This window comes from Dyella terrae (assembly GCF_004322705.1).
GTDB lineage: Bacteria > Pseudomonadota > Gammaproteobacteria > Xanthomonadales > Rhodanobacteraceae > Dyella_D > Dyella_D terrae.
The window spans coordinates 25,951-39,712 of the sequence record NZ_SIZZ01000003.1; the positions used below are offsets into that span (position 1 = coordinate 25,951).

Here is a 13,762-nt window from a genome sequence, read left to right on the forward strand (position 1 = left end):
CACGACTCCGGCGTTTCGCTGCCAGCGATTCGCCAGAGTCGTGCGCTAGGTTGCGCCGTCTCCCATGGCGGCAAGGAACCTTCGTGTCATTTCAAGGAAGAAGGGCGCTGGCGCTGATTGTCGCGGGCTTGCTGGCCTGCATCGGCCCGGCGAGTGCGGCAACGACCTGTCCACTGCTTCGCGCCCACTACCACCTGTCCGCCAACCCGCACTTCACGCTGTCCTTCACGCGGTTGCCGAAGAGCGACGCCGTGATGACGGACGTCGCGCTCAAGCTCACGCCGCCGGCAGGCCCCAGCTACTGGTACTTCTTCGATGGAGGATCAGCGCGCTACGTCAACATGATCTCGACCACCGACCCCGCCGCACCGGGTTGGCACATCGAACCGGACCGCGGCGACCGCCGCAGCCGGCCGCTGGGGGAGATGCATTACTACGCGTGGTCCGGCAACTATCGCTTCGACGAGAGCATGCCCAAAACGAGTACGCCGGCGCCGCAGCACATCTTCCTGCCCGATCTGGCGGAGATCATGTGGTACGCCGCCAACCCGCGGATCAGCGTGCCCTACGGCGTGTTCGAATTCGACGGCTGCGCGCCGCGCCAGGCCTTCCGCCACACGCGCACGCCGCTCACCGCCACCAGCCCCAGCACGATGAACGCCATGCCGACGTACTCCGTCGGCCCCGGCTGCTCGCCCAGGATCATCCACGCCAGCACCACGCTGACGATCGGCACGCCCAGGCTCGACAAACTGGCGATGGCCGTCGACAGGCGCTGCAGCACGAACAGCCACATGCCCCAGGCCAGGCTCGACGCCAGCAGCACGCTGTAAGCGAGCCCGCCAATCAGGCCCCAGGTCCATTCGATCGGGCGCTGCGGGATGCACACCGCCAGCACGCACAAGGCCAGCGAACCGAAGGCCATCTGCCACGCGGTGAGATTGAGAGGGGAGGGGCGGTGCTCGATGAACATCTTCTTGCTCAGCACCGTGCCCATGGCCCAGCAGAACCCGGCGACCATGGCCAGCAAGGTGCTGGTGCTCGAACCCAGCCCGCGCCACGGTTCGATGATGCAGATCAGGCCCACGGCCGCGAAGGCAAGTCCGATCCAGTGGCGCCGCGTCGGCCGCTCGCCGAGGATGGCCCACGCCAGCAGCACCGCCCAGAACGGCATGGTGTAGGCAAGCAGGGCGATGCGCCCGGCGCCACCGGACACGAGCGCAAGCTGCCCCAGGCCCTGGAAAAAAGCGGTCTGGCTCATGCCGATCAGGAAGGTCAGGCCCAGCGGCGGCGGCTTCAGCGGCTGGCGCATTGCCATCAGGGCGATGAACAGCACCACCGAGCCCAGGACGTAGCGGATCGCCGAAAACTGAAACGGCCCGGCGTGCTGCAGCACCTGCTTCATCACGATCCAGCTGTAGGCCCAGATCAGGATGGTCGCGATCATGGCGATCACGGCGCTGCGTTGTGAGGAGGAAGAGGACATCGGGCCGGACAACCTTCGAAGCAGGTAAGCGTACTCACGTACGCCCGGGAGGGGCGAGCAAGCGGGGCGACAGTTTCGTCGCAAGCTATTTCGTTTGGAAGTCCAGTCTTCGTTTCTGCTTAGGACCAATCGCCCCAAGCGCAGCGCAGCAACGAAATCTTTTGCTTTGCATTTTGCGTCGTGATAACAAAAGCGCGCACCAGCATCGACCTTATGGGGGGCCTGATGATCGAGCTGGAGTTTCAGATCCTGTCGGATCGTCGCGAGGGATTGCTCGTTGACCTTGGACGCCTGGTCGTTGCCAGCGGGTATACCCTGCTGCGGCAGCGCCTGTCCCAGGACCAAAGGGGAACGTGGCTGACCATGCGCGTGCGTGGTCCGGCCGAACATCAGTCGTCGCTGGAAGAGGGGCTCGCCACGCATGCCCGCGTGCGCAGCTTCGAAACCGCGCTGGCCGGGGTGGGCCATGCCCCAACCCCGCCGCTCGTTACTCCGGCGCCCGTGGCGACACCCGCGCCGGTGCCCGCGCCGGCCGCCGGATCGCCGGATTTGCCTGCCGACGTCCGCCAGGTCGAAGCCGTGCTGCCGCAACTGGCGCGTGACTATCCCAAGGTCTACCCGTGGCTGCTCACGCTCGAGCACGCCGTCGCCGACCCGGCGCGCAAGCCCTCGCTGTTGCTGGCGGGCCAGCGCACCGGCACGTGGATCTACAAGCGCGACTACGCCATGGGGGCCAAGCTGCCCCTGGTCGACGCCATCAAGCGCATTGCCTTGCCGGCCCTGCGTGAACTGGTGGCGGCCGAGTGCCGCGACGGCCAGTTCCACATCCAGAACAGTCCCTTGTGCCCGCCCGGTGGCCACACCGGCTGCCACTTCTTCGCCGGCTACCTGGAAGGCGTGTTGAACGGCGCCATGGGCAGGCACGATGTCGAGGTGCATCGCCTGCATTGCCGCAGCGATGGCGCGCCGGCCTGCGTCATCGACGTATCCGATTAAGCCTTGCCGCCCGAACGCAGCGCGCAGCGCGCCGCGCGCCGCGCCGTCGTACCCCAACGTGCATTTTTCCGTCGTCCCACAGGGAGGTCGTGCCATGCCTGATCACCAGACGTTCAACCTGACTTTGGTCGTGCTGTCGTACGTGGTTTCCGTGCTCGGATCCTTCACCGCGCTGCAACTGGCGGTAGCCATCCCCGAGGCGCAGTCGACGCGCCAACGCTTCGGCGCCATCGTGGCCGCTGGCGCCGTCATGGGCGTGGGCGCGATCTGGGCAATGCATTTCATCGGGATGCTCGCCTGCGACATGGGCATGCCGGTGACCTACGAACTGAGCATGACGATCATGTCCGCCGTGATCGCCTTCGTGTCCTGTTCGCTCGGTTTTGGCATTGCCAGCAGTGGCACCTTCGGCTGGGGCAAGTTGTTCGTCGGTGGCCTGTTCATGGGCCTGGGCGTCACCGGCATGCATTACCTGGGCATGGCCGCGATGATGATGGGCGCCTTCCTCAGCTACGACATGAACATCGTGATGATCTCCATGCTCATCGCCGTCGTCGCGTCGATCGCCGCCTTATGGCTGGCCTTCAACATGCGTGGCCCGGTACAGATGGTGGGTAGTGCTCTCGTCATGGGTGTCGCCGTCTGCGGCATGCATTACACCGGCATGGCCGCGGTCAGCATGGACGACAACGGCAGCCAGTTGCCCACGCACTTCGCCGATGGCATCCGCGGCGACCACCTGGGCGAGACGATCTTCGTCCTCGTGCTGGGCATGCTGATCGTCATCCTCGGCGTACTGAGCGTGCGGCAGCGCCGCCGCGCCGCGCTGAGCATCTGAGCGCATCGGCGGAGGGTGTAAGGTGTGCGCGCCTTGCCCCTCACGCCGAGCCCGACATGCCAGCCAAGCCGCTTACCCGTTGTCCCTGGGCTACCGACAGCTCCGACGCCATGCAGCACTACCACGACACCGAGTGGGGTGTGCCGCTGCACGATGACCAGGGGCTGTTCGAATTCATGGTGCTCGAAGGGGCGCAGGCCGGCTTGTCGTGGAGCACGGTGCTGGCCAAGCGCGAGCGCTATCGCGAAGTGTTCCATCAGTTCGACATCGCGCGCGTCGCGGCGATGAAGGACAAAGAGCTGGAGAAGCTGCTGCAGGACCCGGGCATTATCCGCAACCGGCTCAAAGTCAGCTCGGCGCGCGATAACGCCACCATCGCGCTCGAAGTCATCGAGGAACACGGCAGCCTGGATAGGTACCTGTGGTCCTTCGTCGGCGGCAAGCCCATCGTCAACCACTGGAAGACTTCCAACCAGGTGCCGGCGACCACCGCCGTGTCCGATCTGATGAGCAAAACGCTGCGCAAGCGCGGCTTCCGCTTCGTCGGCTCCACCATCTGCTACGCCTTCATGCAAGCTACGGGCATGGTCAACGACCACGCCGTGACGTGCTTCCGCTACGGCAAGCGCTAAAGGCCTTCTCCCGTCCGTGGGAGAAGGCCACGCAGCATCACTTGATGCCGATCACCATCGACTCCGGCCCCGCCAGGTGCTCGACACGCACCTCGCGGAAACCGGCTTCCTTCATCCACTTGATGCAATCGGCACCGGTGTAATCGAAGCCTCCGGGCGTTTCGATCAGCATGTTGAGGCTCATCAGCAGGCCCAGCGCATTTTCCTTGCGCGCGTCATCGATGATCGAGTCGTACACGATCAGGCTGCCGCCTTCCGGCAGCGCGGCGTAGCATTTGGCCAGCAGCTGCTTCTTCTCGGCAAGGTTCCAGTCGTGAAGGATGTGGCCCATCACCAGCACGTCGGCCTGCGGCAGCGCGTCGGCAAAGAAGTCGCCGGGATAGAAACGGAGGCGCTCCTGCAAACCATGCTTGGCAACGTATTCGTCGAACACCTTGCCCACCACCGGCAGGTCGAAACCGCCGCCGGTCAGGTGCGGATGCGCCAGCGCCACCTGCACGGGAAGCGCGCCCTGCGCCACGCCCAGGTCGATAAAAGTTTTGTACTGATGCCATGGGAACTTCTGCGCCATCGCCTGCGCCGCGCCGAGGCTCACGCCCGTCATGGCCGACAGGAATTCCCGCAAGCTCGCTTCATCGCGATACAGCTGATCGAACGCCGTGTCGTCCTTGGCCGAGCCGTTCTGCGGCTGGCCGGTGCGCAGCGCATCGGTGAGATTGCCCCACGACTGGTACAGGCGTGTTGCGCACATGTCGAGCAGGCCGCCGACATACGACGGCTTGGCGCGATCAAGGAAAAGGTCGGCATCCGCCGTGTTGCGATAGATCCCGCTGTCGCGCTGGAGCAGCTTCAGGGCCACCAAAGCATCGAGAAAATCGACCGCCGAGCGCGGGTGCAGCCCAAGCAGCCCCATCAGCGCGGTGGCGGTGCGGCCACCCTTGGCCAGCTCGGTAAAAACGCCCAGTTCGACGGCGGAAAGTACCGTGCGTGACGCCCAGAAACCCATGCCAAGCTGCAGCAGGTAATCGGGCGTGATGGACGAAACGGGTTGAGCGGCCTGCGCAACGGCGGCAGCGGAATGGTCGTGCGACATGTACATGCTTCCTCCAGGTGAATTGACGCGTCGTACTGCGCCAACTACCCCTGAACGGAGGCGCCATGCTGACTACGTGTTGTGGAGGGTGCATCTAGCCATCGCTGCGAGGCGCGTAACAGATGACTTTCGGCGTTCGGACGGATGGCATAGGCCGCGTTTCGCTGTGTCGCAAGCAGCGTCAAGACAGCTTCAAAACGGCCGAAAACAAGGCATTTTCTCGCACGACGCGTCGTTCGTTTCCCTACGCCACACTTACGAAACGCAACGCATGACTCACTGGCCTAACACCACAGGCCGTGCGGAAGAAGTCATGTTTTCAGCGGTTTCGATGCCTTAACGGCGCTTGCCCTTGCCGCAGTAGCTGTCATGCAGCGCCTGCAACACGCCGATGGCGGGACTGTCCACAAGGGAGTAGAAAATGCTCTGGGCTTCCCGCCGTGTATCGACCAGGCCCGCATCGCGCAGCACCGCCAGATGCTGGGAAAGCGCCGACATCGAGAGGCTCGACTGCTCCTGCAGCTCGGACACGCTGGCCTCACCCTCCACCAGGCGGCAAAGCACCAGCAGGCGCTCGGGGTGGGCGAGCGACTTGAGCAACTGGGCGGCGGCCTCGGCGTGGCGGGCCATCGCCTGCATGTCGCCGCGCAGCGGAGCGGCAGGAGAGCTGCGTGATGCCATGGGCTTGACTTCCAATACAGACGAATCTAATTTAGCAATCTCTAAAGTAAAGGGCAAGGGCTGAACCATGCCAGACACACGCTCCCGTCCCGAAGTGAAGGCGTTCTTCCACGCTGACACCAACACCTTCACCTACGTGGTGCATGAAGGCCGCAGCGCTGTCGTCATCGACCCCGTGCTCGACTACGACGCCGCTGCCGCACGCGTCTCGACGGTGCAGGCTGATGCCGTGCTCGCCTACGTCAAAGAGCACCGCCTCACGGTCGAATGGATCCTCGAAACCCACGCCCACGCCGATCACCTGAGCGCCGGTGATCACCTGCGTGATGCACTCGGCGCGCGTCTCGCCATCGGCCGCGGCATTACCCAGGTCCAGGCCCGCTTCAAGGCGCTGTTCGGCATGGGCGACGAATTCGTGCCCGACGGCCGCCAGTTCGACCAGCTGCTGGACGATGGCGATGTGCTGCACGCGGGCGTGCTCGACATTCGCGTGATGGCCACGCCCGGCCACACCGACGATGGCCTCACTTACGTGATCGGCGACGCGGCATTCATCGGTGACACGATGTTTGCCCCGGAAACGGGCACCGCGCGCTGCGACTTCCCCGGCGGTGATGCCACGCGCCTGTATCGCTCGATCCACAGCATCCTCGCGTTGCCGGAAGACACCCGCCTGTTCCTTTGCCACGACTACCCGCCCGCATCGCGCAGCGCCGAAGCGCAGACCAGCATCGCCGCCCAGCGCGAAAAAAACATCCACGTCGGCAACGGCGCGTCGCAGGACAGCTTCGTCACCCTGCGCACCACGCGCGACGCCACGCTGCCGGTGCCGCGCCTGATCCTGCCGTCGCTGCAGGTGAATATTCGCGCCGGTCGCTTGCCGCCACCGGATGAGGATGGCAACCGCTACTTCCGCCTCCCGCTCAATCGCCTGGGTAAAGCGTCATGAGCATGTGGCTCGCAGGTTTGGCGGGCGGGGCACTCATCGGCCTCTCCGCTGTGCTGTTGTTGTGGTTGAACGGGCGCATCGCCGGCATCAGCGGCATCGCCTTCGGTATCAGTGACACGGCAGCAAGCGAACGCGTCTGGCGCATCGCCTTCGTCGCCGGTCTGCTGATCGCCGGTGGGCTCGCACTGCATCTGCTTCCGCACGAAGCACCTCGCGAAGGCTATTCGCGCGGCGTGCTTGTGCTTGCCGGGCTACTCGTGGGTGTCGGCACCGCCATGGGCAGCGGCTGCACCAGCGGCCACGGCGTCTGCGGCCTCGCGCGCTTTTCCAGGCGATCGCTCGCGGCCGTGCTCACCTTCATGATCACGGCGTTCGTGACGGTCTTTGTCGCGCGCCATCTGCTGGGAGTGATCTGACATGGCGCGCATCCTTGCCGCTTTGCTTGCCGGCGCCTTGTTCGGACTGGGGCTGGTCGTCTCGCAGATGAGCGACCCGCGCGTGGTGCAGGGCTTCCTCGATATCGCTGGCGCCTTCAATCCCACGCTGATGTTCGTGCTCGGCGGCGCGCTGATCGTCAGCACGATCGGTTTCCGCTGGGTGCTGCGCCAGCCGCGCCCGCTGTTCGACACCCGTTTCCACGTGCCGCTCAGCCAGGTGATCGATCGCAAGCTGATCGGTGGCGCCGCGCTGTTCGGCGTTGGCTGGGGCCTGGCCGGCTATTGCCCGGGCCCCGCACTGGTCAGCCTTGGCGGCGGCATGCCCGAGGCATGGGTTTTCGTGCCGGCCATGCTGGCCGGCGGCATCGGTTATCGCTGGTGGTCGCGCCGCCAGGCGGTGCGTGTCGAAAACGCCGACTCAGCGACGGCGTGAACCACGCAGGCTGTCGACCGAGAACGTAGCGATCTCGCCGCCACCCGCGCGGCGTGATTGCCCCGGCGGCGGGCCCCAGGCGTGCGCCGTCACCACTTCCCACGTCGCCGGAATGCGCCCGTCGACGCGCATGCCCTCGTAGGTCTCCAGCATGCGGCGGTAATGCGATTTGCCCATCAGGCCGCGACCACGCGTGGTATCGGCATTGGTCGCGCCCAGGCCCTGCAATTCCTTCAGCAGCATGCGCGGTTCGCTGTACGTCATCGTGTAGCGGTCCACGTCCAGCACCGGATCGCGCAGGCCCGCCGAAATCATCGCGTCGCCCAAATCATGCATGTCCAGGAAGCGGCTGACATGCGCCTGCTCATCGCTGCTTGCCCAGGCCGCGCGCAACTCGCGCAGCGTATCCGGGCCAAACGTGGTGAACGCCAGCAAGCCGCCGGGCTTGAGCACGCGCGCGCACTCGCCGAACAGCGCCGCCAGATCATCCACCCACTGGAAACACAGGTTCGAATGCAGCACGTCGACGCTGTGGTCGGGGAAGGGCAGGGACGTCGCCTCCGCGCACACGCGCTGGAACGGCTTGAACCAGCCGGCGTGCTGCTTCGCCTCGCGCAACATCGGCACGGCCATGTCGACCGCGATCACCTGCGCCTTGCCGTACTTCTTCTTGAGCAGCGCACTGCCGCGACCCGTGCCGGCGCCGACATCAAGCACGCGCTCGGGCGTATCGAGATAAAAATCCAGGCGTTCCAGCAACACGTCCTGCACCTGCCGCTGCAGCGCATCGTGCTGCTCGTAGGTGCGCGCGGCGCGGCCGAAGTTGCGGCGAACCTGGCGCCGGTCGACGTGAAAATCGCTCATCGATAAGAATCCAGCAACGGCGCGAGCGCTTGCACGACGGCGTCGGTGTGTCCGAGAAAGGGGGCGTGGCCCGCGTGTTCGATCTGGGTGAAGGTGCCGCCGCACTGCGTGGCCGACCAGCGCATCGCGTCTGGATGCACCAGGCGATCGCGACTGCCGGCGACCCACGCGCTACGCACCCTGACGTCAGGCAGCGCCGCGCGACGATCAGTGTCGTCAAGAATATGGATGCCTTCCTGCAGCACGCGCATGTCCGGTTCGCCGTGCGCAAAGGCAATCTCGCGCAGGTGACGCAACTCGGCGCGCGGATCGGGGCTACCCATCGCCTCCAACGCGAGAAAGCGATCGATGGTGCCTTTGTAGTCGGTTTCCAGATCGTCGGCGAGCTGGCGCACCAGCTTGCCATCGCTGCCATATGGCCAGCCGGCATCGCGCGCGAACTTCGGCGTACCGCAAACGACGGCCAGGCTGCGCACATGCTGCGGATCGTCCAGCGCACCCGTCAGCGCAATCAACCCACCCAGCGACCAGCCCAGCCACAGCGCGGGCGGCGTCTGCGCGCGAATCGCTGCCGCACACGCGGAAGGCTCAAGCGAAATCCCGCAATCACGCGAATACCCGTGCCCGGGCAGATCCACCACATACAACGTGCAGCGCGATTCCAGCGCCTCGACCAGCGGCGACATGATGCCGCCGTGCATCGCCCAGCCGTGCAGCACCACCATCGGCACGGGGCCAGTGCGGCGCTGCTCGATGTAAAGACTCATGCGGCGTCCTTGCTGTCGGTCAGCGGTGCCGGTGCGAGGCCCTTGTCCACCGCGCCGCGCTCGTCGAACACGAAGCAATCGCCGTCCCAGTGTGCGCCGTCGGTTTCCTCGAAATACTTAAGGATGCCGCCTTCGAGCTGAAACACGCGCTCGATGCCGATGTCCTGCATGTGCAGCGCGGCCTTCTCGCAGCGAATGCCACCGGTGCAGTACGACACCACGGTCTTGTCCTCGAAGCGCGCGCGATCCGCCGCAAGCGCCGCCGGAAACTCGGTGAAGCTGGCGATGCGGTAATCCACCGCGTCCTTGAACAGCCCGACATCGGTTTCGTAATCGTTGCGCGTATCGAGCAGCACCACGGCCTTGCCATCGTCGTCATGACCTTGCTCCAGCCAGCGCCGCAGCACCACCGGCGACACCGACGGCGCACGCGCGCCTTCGGGCCGGATCGCCGGCATGCGCATGGTGATGATTTCCTTCTTCAGCCGCACGCGCATGCGCCCGAACGGCACGCCGTCGGAAACGGACTCCTTCGGCACGATGTCGGCAAAGCGCGAATCGGTATGCAGCCACGCCACAAAGGCGTCGATCGGCTCGCGTGGGCCGGCGAGGAACAGGTTGATGCCCTCGGGGGCCAGCAGGATCGTGCCCTTGAGGTCGAGCTCAAGGCAGCGCTCGAGCATGCGCTCGCGCAGGCCCGGGAGGTCGTCCAGGCTGATGAACTTGTAGGCAGAGAGATTGAGGATGGACATGGCGGGGATACGGCAGTTAGCCGCGCATTATACTTCCGTCGCCCAGGGCAGCCCGGACAGGGCCTCCAGCAGGGCGTCCACCTGGTCGTCCTCGTGCATGGCCGAGAGGGTGATCCGCAGCCGGGCCTTGCCCTGCGGCACGGTCGGTGGCCGGATCGCCCCCACCAGGAAACCCACGCTTTCCAGGGCCTCGGCGGCCATCACGGCATGGTTCGCATCGCCGATCAGCAGCGGCTGGATGGCCGTATCGGAGGGCATGAGCGGCAAGCCCAGCTGGCCCGCCCCGTCCCGGAAACGGCGGATCAGCGACTGAAGCTTGTCCCGCCGCCAGGCGTCTTCACGCGCCACCCGCACCGCCGCCAGCGTCGCGGCCGCCATGGCCGGCGGCATGGCCGTGGTGTAGACAAAGGTCCGCGCCGACTGCACCAGGCCCTCGATCAGGCTGGCCCGCCCGGCCACGAAGGCCCCGAAGCACCCCAGCGCCTTGCCCAGCGTCGCCATCAGCACCGGTACATCGTGCTGCGACAGCTCCGCCGCCGCCACGCTGCCGGCGCCCTCGGGCCCCAGCACGCCCAGGCCGTGCGCATCGTCCACCATGAAGGTCGCGCCTTCACGTGCACACAGTGCCGACAACTCGCGCAGCGGCGCGACATCGCCATCCATGCTGAACACGCCATCGGTGGCGAGCAGGGCGCACGCGCCCGGGCGCGACTGCAGCTGGCGCGCCGCGCCTTCCACATCCGCATGCGGATAACGCTTCAACTCCGCGCCGCTCAGCTTCGCGCCATCGAGCAGGCAGGCATGGTTGAGCTTGTCCTGCACGCACACATCGCCTTCGGCGAGCAGCGCCTGCATCACGCCCAGGTTGGCCATGTAGCCCGTGGAAAACAGCAGCGCACGCTCGCGCCCGGTCCACTCGGCCAGCGCTTCTTCCAGCGCGGCATGTTCGGCGCGATGCCCGGCAATCAGGTGCGCCGACCCGCTGCCCACGCCTTCGTCATCGGCCGTGCGCTTGAGCGCCGCGATCAACTGCGGATGCTGCGCCAGGCCCAGGTAGTCATTGCCGCAGAACGACAGCAGCGTGCGCCCGTCGCGCTCCAGCCACGGCCCGTCCATGTGATCGAACGCGCGCAGCCGCCGACGCAGGCCGGCTTTCGCGCGCTCCGCCGTATGAGCGGCGAGGCGCGCGAGGGCATCGGGGCGCGGCGACATCGCGGTTTACGCCGCGCAGTGCTGCATGATGTCCGCGTGCACGGTGTTGGAGGTTTCCACCACTTCCAGCGGCTTCAGATCCAGGCGCGCGAACAGCTGGCGATCGTGCTCCACGTCCGGGTTGCCCGTGGTCAGCAGCTTCTCGCCGTAGAAAATTGAATTGGCGCCGGCAAAGAAACACAGCGCCTGCACCGCGTCATCCATCTGCTGGCGACCGGCCGACAGACGCACCATCGACGCCGGCATCAGGACGCGCGCCACCGCGATCGTGCGCACGAACTCAAACGGATCCAGCGCCTGCGTGCCATTGAGCGGCGTGCCTTCCACCTGCACCAGCTGGTTGATCGGCACCGACTCCGGATGCTCCGGCAGGTTCGCCAGCGTCTGCAGCAGGCCCGCGCGCTGACCGCGCGTCTCGCCCATGCCCACGATGCCGCCGCAGCAGGTTTTCAGGCCCGCTTCGCGCACGTGGTCGAGCGTGTCCAGGCGATCCTGGTACTGGCGCGTGTGGATGATCTCGCCGTAGAACTCCGGCGCGGTATCCAGGTTGTGGTTGTAGTAATCGAGACCGGCCTGCTTGAGCGTCGCCGCCTGGTCGCCATTGAGCATGCCCAGCGTCGCGCAGGTTTCCAGACCCAGCGACTTCACCGCGCTGACGATCTCCGCCACCTTGGCCACGTCGCGATCCTTCGGGCTGCGCCACGCCGCGCCCATGCAGAAACGGCTGGCGCCGGCATCCTTCGCCGCCTGCGCGCGTTCCAGCACCTGATCCACCGTCATCAACTTCTGCGCCTGCACGCCGGTGTCGTAACGGGCCGCCTGCGGGCAGTACGCGCAATCCTCCGGACAGCCGCCGGTCTTGATCGACAGCAGCGTCGATACCTGCACGGCGTTCGGGTCGTGGTGCTCGCGGTGCACCGAGTGCGCGCGATGCAGCAACTCGTTGAACGGCAGGCCGAACAGCGCGGCAACCTCGTCGCGGGTCCAGTCGTGGCGGATGGCGTGGGCCATGGGGCGGCTCTCCGGGGGGGATGGGGACAGGCGCGACAGTGTGGCAGCGGTTCCGGCCCTGTCAACTTTCCAAGGTCACGGAAAGTTGACGATGCGCCGGGGTATGGCTGAGCTACCATCGGGCGCAGACCCTAAGGAGGCACCCATGAGTGCAGGACAAGGCAGTACCGGCAATGTGCTTGCCGCCATTTGCAGCTTCTTCATCCCCGGCCTCGGCCAGCTCGTGCAGGGCCGCCTGCTGATCGCCGCGGTGATGTTCGTCCTCGCCGCCATCCTGTGGATCGTGTGGCTGGGCTGGATCATCCACCTGTGGTCGATCCTCGACGCGGCTTTGTTCAAGCCCAGGATGTGACGTTTTAGACAGGTGGAGTCGCCCTGCGATGCACCCCCACCTGATGAAAGGATTCCGCGCATGGACGCGCTCGTTCGACTGGCCCAATGGGCCACCACCTGGCTCATCCCCTGGCAATGCCTCCTGTGCAAGGCTCCCGGCGACGGCATGGACCTTTGCACGCCATGCCAGCGTGACATGCCGCTCAACCAAAGCTGCTGCGCACGTTGCGCCCTGCCGCTACCCCTGCCCACTGACGCCTGCGGCGAATGCCTGCGCAAGACACCGCCATGGCATGCCGCCTGGGTGCCCTTTCGCTACGACTGGCCGATGGATCGGCTGGAGTCGCGGTTCAAGTTCGGGCGTGATTTGGCGGCGGGGCGGTGTTTGTCGACGTTGTGGTTGCAGCAGGCGTGGCCCACTGAATTGCCCAAGGCGATCGTGCCGGTGCCATTGAGTACGCAACGGTTGCGGCATCGCGGATACAACCAGGCGCTGGAACTGGCCAGGCCGCTGGCAAAGGCCATGGGCGTGCCGCTGATGCGTGACGTGCTGCGCCGAACACGTCCCACGTCAGCGCAGACGGATCTGGCTCGACTGGCGCGGAGAAAAAACGTGCGGGGTGCCTTCCAAGTGCGCCACGGCACGGTGCTGCCGGCACACGTTGCGTTGGTCGATGACGTGATGACCACCGGTGCGACGCTGGCTGAATGTGCGCGGTGTTTGCGCAGGGCAGGCGTCAAGCGTGTTGACGTATGGGCGGTTGCGAGAGCTGCGGGACGCTAGCTTCTGCCGGCAACTTCAGTGATCGAACGGTCCCTGGTGGGGTAGGGGCGCACAGGCTTGAATATGCCGGTTCGCATGGAGCTATCGCGCCCTCTCGTTTTTAGTAGATGATGACGCGACAGCCGGGGGCGATGCAGCTGAGCGCACGGAGTGGCAAATCGTGTGCCTCCGAACCGGAGTCGTCACGACGAAAGGGGGCAACGTGCCGAGTCTAAGGTCTCGTACCGGATGGGTCTTTGCAGGGATCTTCCTCGCAGCCTTTCTGTTTGTCGCGGTGTGGTCGAGAGACTTCTTCGCCACCTCCCTATTCACCTACATCATCACGCTGCCCACGTCCTATCCTGTCGTGCGCGGGGTCGGCGCGCTGCTGTCACTCGTCGGCGCGTCATCAAACGCGGCCAGCCTTGTCGCGATGGTCGGTGCGGGCGCCCTTCAGTACTACTGGCTGGGCTGGTTGCTTGAGCGCGTGGTCAAGTACGGATAACACTCGGCCA

17 protein-coding genes are annotated in these 13,762 nt (G+C 65.8%); 9 read left to right on the forward strand and 8 right to left on the reverse strand.

The genetic code is table 11. From position 1 onward, the window contains the following. Positions 1 to 565: 565 nt before the first annotated feature. Positions 566 to 1,486: a DMT family transporter gene (locus EYV96_RS15585; RefSeq protein ID WP_205746185.1), complete on the reverse strand. Its 921-nt coding sequence runs from the start codon at positions 1,484 to 1,486 to the stop codon at positions 566 to 568. A gap of 225 nt (positions 1,487 to 1,711) precedes the next feature. On the opposite strand from EYV96_RS15585, the gene EYV96_RS15590 reads away from it, so the two are divergent. From EYV96_RS15590 to EYV96_RS15600, 3 genes are all read left to right on the forward strand, one after another. Continuing rightward, the gene (locus tag EYV96_RS15590) at positions 1,712 to 2,482 is read left to right on the forward strand and encodes a 4-vinyl reductase (RefSeq protein WP_240732616.1); all 771 of its coding nucleotides are present in this window, start codon (positions 1,712 to 1,714) and stop codon (positions 2,480 to 2,482) included. Between the two features lie 94 nt (positions 2,483 to 2,576). After that, positions 2,577 to 3,320, forward strand: a complete 744-nt coding sequence (locus tag EYV96_RS15595) for an MHYT domain-containing protein (RefSeq protein ID WP_131152509.1) — start codon at positions 2,577 to 2,579, stop codon at positions 3,318 to 3,320. Between the two features lie 56 nt (positions 3,321 to 3,376). Further along, positions 3,377 to 3,952 (forward strand): DNA-3-methyladenine glycosylase I, encoded by a 576-nt coding sequence (locus EYV96_RS15600; RefSeq protein WP_131152510.1) that lies wholly within the window; start codon positions 3,377 to 3,379, stop codon positions 3,950 to 3,952. Between the two features lie 37 nt (positions 3,953 to 3,989). Here EYV96_RS15600 and EYV96_RS15605 read toward each other — a convergent pair whose 3' ends face one another. Both EYV96_RS15605 and EYV96_RS15610 read right to left on the reverse strand, forming a co-directional pair. Beyond that, entirely contained in the window at positions 3,990 to 5,045 is a 1,056-nt protein-coding gene (locus EYV96_RS15605; protein WP_205746186.1) for a methyltransferase, read from the reverse strand. Between the two features lie 336 nt (positions 5,046 to 5,381). Further along, on the reverse strand, positions 5,382 to 5,726 hold the full coding sequence (locus tag EYV96_RS15610; protein WP_240732617.1) for a metalloregulator ArsR/SmtB family transcription factor: 345 nt from the start codon (positions 5,724 to 5,726) through the stop codon (positions 5,382 to 5,384). A 67-nt stretch (positions 5,727 to 5,793) separates the two neighbouring features. Here EYV96_RS15610 and EYV96_RS15615 point away from each other — a divergent pair, with 67 nt between their 5' ends. The 3 genes from EYV96_RS15615 to EYV96_RS15625 are packed head-to-tail and all read left to right on the forward strand — an operon-like array spanning position 5,794 to position 7,545. Further along, positions 5,794 to 6,675: an MBL fold metallo-hydrolase gene (locus tag EYV96_RS15615; protein ID WP_131152511.1), complete on the forward strand. Its 882-nt coding sequence runs from the start codon at positions 5,794 to 5,796 to the stop codon at positions 6,673 to 6,675. Next, positions 6,672 to 7,091 carry a YeeE/YedE family protein gene (locus EYV96_RS15620; protein ID WP_131152512.1) on the forward strand — a complete coding sequence of 140 codons (420 nt, stop codon included), beginning with the start codon at positions 6,672 to 6,674 and terminating at the stop codon, positions 7,089 to 7,091. Before EYV96_RS15615 ends, EYV96_RS15620 begins: the two co-directional genes overlap by 4 nt. 1 nt (position 7,092) lies before the next feature. Next, positions 7,093 to 7,545: a YeeE/YedE family protein gene (locus EYV96_RS15625; RefSeq protein WP_131152513.1), complete on the forward strand. Its 453-nt coding sequence runs from the start codon at positions 7,093 to 7,095 to the stop codon at positions 7,543 to 7,545. Here EYV96_RS15625 and bioC read toward each other — a convergent pair. From bioC to bioB, 5 genes are read right to left on the reverse strand one after another with little or no spacing between them, the layout of a single operon-like run. Further along, on the reverse strand, positions 7,531 to 8,409 hold the full coding sequence (bioC, locus tag EYV96_RS15630) for a malonyl-ACP O-methyltransferase BioC (protein ID WP_131152514.1): 879 nt from the start codon (positions 8,407 to 8,409) through the stop codon (positions 7,531 to 7,533). The genes EYV96_RS15625 and bioC overlap by 15 nt on opposite strands. Next, positions 8,406 to 9,176, reverse strand: coding sequence for a pimeloyl-ACP methyl ester esterase BioH (gene bioH / locus EYV96_RS15635; protein WP_131152515.1), 771 nt, complete (start codon positions 9,174 to 9,176; stop codon positions 8,406 to 8,408). Before bioH ends, bioC begins: the two co-directional genes overlap by 4 nt. Continuing rightward, positions 9,173 to 9,928: a sulfurtransferase gene (locus EYV96_RS15640; protein WP_131152516.1), complete on the reverse strand. Its 756-nt coding sequence runs from the start codon at positions 9,926 to 9,928 to the stop codon at positions 9,173 to 9,175. The genes bioH and EYV96_RS15640 overlap by 4 nt, the downstream gene beginning before the upstream one ends. Positions 9,929 to 9,955: 27 nt before the next feature. Then, a complete protein-coding gene (bioF, locus tag EYV96_RS15645) occupies positions 9,956 to 11,140 on the reverse strand; it encodes an 8-amino-7-oxononanoate synthase (RefSeq protein ID WP_131152517.1) in 1,185 nt (394 codons plus the stop codon). A 6-nt stretch (positions 11,141 to 11,146) separates the two neighbouring features. Then, on the reverse strand, positions 11,147 to 12,151 hold the full coding sequence (bioB, locus tag EYV96_RS15650) for a biotin synthase BioB (protein WP_131152518.1): 1,005 nt from the start codon (positions 12,149 to 12,151) through the stop codon (positions 11,147 to 11,149). Between the two features lie 145 nt (positions 12,152 to 12,296). On the opposite strand from bioB, the gene EYV96_RS15655 reads away from it, so the two are divergent. From EYV96_RS15655 to EYV96_RS15665, 3 genes are all read left to right on the forward strand, one after another. Beyond that, complete coding sequence (locus tag EYV96_RS15655; protein ID WP_131152519.1) at positions 12,297 to 12,503, forward strand: hypothetical protein; 207 nt, start codon at positions 12,297 to 12,299, stop codon at positions 12,501 to 12,503. A 60-nt stretch (positions 12,504 to 12,563) separates the two neighbouring features. Beyond that, a complete protein-coding gene (locus EYV96_RS15660) occupies positions 12,564 to 13,268 on the forward strand; it encodes a ComF family protein (protein WP_131152520.1) in 705 nt (234 codons plus the stop codon). A 160-nt stretch (positions 13,269 to 13,428) separates the two neighbouring features. Continuing rightward, positions 13,429 to 13,752: a hypothetical protein gene (locus EYV96_RS15665; RefSeq protein WP_131413535.1), complete on the forward strand. Its 324-nt coding sequence runs from the start codon at positions 13,429 to 13,431 to the stop codon at positions 13,750 to 13,752. The last annotated feature ends 10 nt before the right edge of the window (positions 13,753 to 13,762 follow it).

Bases quoted from the DNA above. Each gene is read 5' to 3' on its own strand.
- EYV96_RS15585 (WP_205746185.1), bottom strand. From the start codon at position 1,486: ATGTCCTCTTCCTCCTCACAACGCAGCGCCGTGATCGCCATGATCGCG.
- EYV96_RS15590 (WP_240732616.1), top strand. From the start codon at position 1,712: ATGATCGAGCTGGAGTTTCAGATCCTGTCGGATCGTCGCGAGGGATTG.
- EYV96_RS15595 (WP_131152509.1), top strand. From the start codon at position 2,577: ATGCCTGATCACCAGACGTTCAACCTGACTTTGGTCGTGCTGTCGTAC.
- EYV96_RS15600 (WP_131152510.1), top strand. From the start codon at position 3,377: ATGCCAGCCAAGCCGCTTACCCGTTGTCCCTGGGCTACCGACAGCTCC.
- EYV96_RS15605 (WP_205746186.1), bottom strand. From the start codon at position 5,045: ATGTCGCACGACCATTCCGCTGCCGCCGTTGCGCAGGCCGCTCAACCC.
- EYV96_RS15610 (WP_240732617.1), bottom strand. From the start codon at position 5,726: ATGGCATCACGCAGCTCTCCTGCCGCTCCGCTGCGCGGCGACATGCAG.
- EYV96_RS15615 (WP_131152511.1), top strand. From the start codon at position 5,794: ATGCCAGACACACGCTCCCGTCCCGAAGTGAAGGCGTTCTTCCACGCT.
- EYV96_RS15620 (WP_131152512.1), top strand. From the start codon at position 6,672: ATGAGCATGTGGCTCGCAGGTTTGGCGGGCGGGGCACTCATCGGCCTC.
- EYV96_RS15625 (WP_131152513.1), top strand. From the start codon at position 7,093: ATGGCGCGCATCCTTGCCGCTTTGCTTGCCGGCGCCTTGTTCGGACTG.
- bioC (WP_131152514.1), bottom strand. From the start codon at position 8,409: ATGAGCGATTTTCACGTCGACCGGCGCCAGGTTCGCCGCAACTTCGGC.
- bioH (WP_131152515.1), bottom strand. From the start codon at position 9,176: ATGAGTCTTTACATCGAGCAGCGCCGCACTGGCCCCGTGCCGATGGTG.
- EYV96_RS15640 (WP_131152516.1), bottom strand. From the start codon at position 9,928: ATGTCCATCCTCAATCTCTCTGCCTACAAGTTCATCAGCCTGGACGAC.
- bioF (WP_131152517.1), bottom strand. From the start codon at position 11,140: ATGTCGCCGCGCCCCGATGCCCTCGCGCGCCTCGCCGCTCATACGGCG.
- bioB (WP_131152518.1), bottom strand. From the start codon at position 12,151: ATGGCCCACGCCATCCGCCACGACTGGACCCGCGACGAGGTTGCCGCG.
- EYV96_RS15655 (WP_131152519.1), top strand. From the start codon at position 12,297: ATGAGTGCAGGACAAGGCAGTACCGGCAATGTGCTTGCCGCCATTTGC.
- EYV96_RS15660 (WP_131152520.1), top strand. From the start codon at position 12,564: ATGGACGCGCTCGTTCGACTGGCCCAATGGGCCACCACCTGGCTCATC.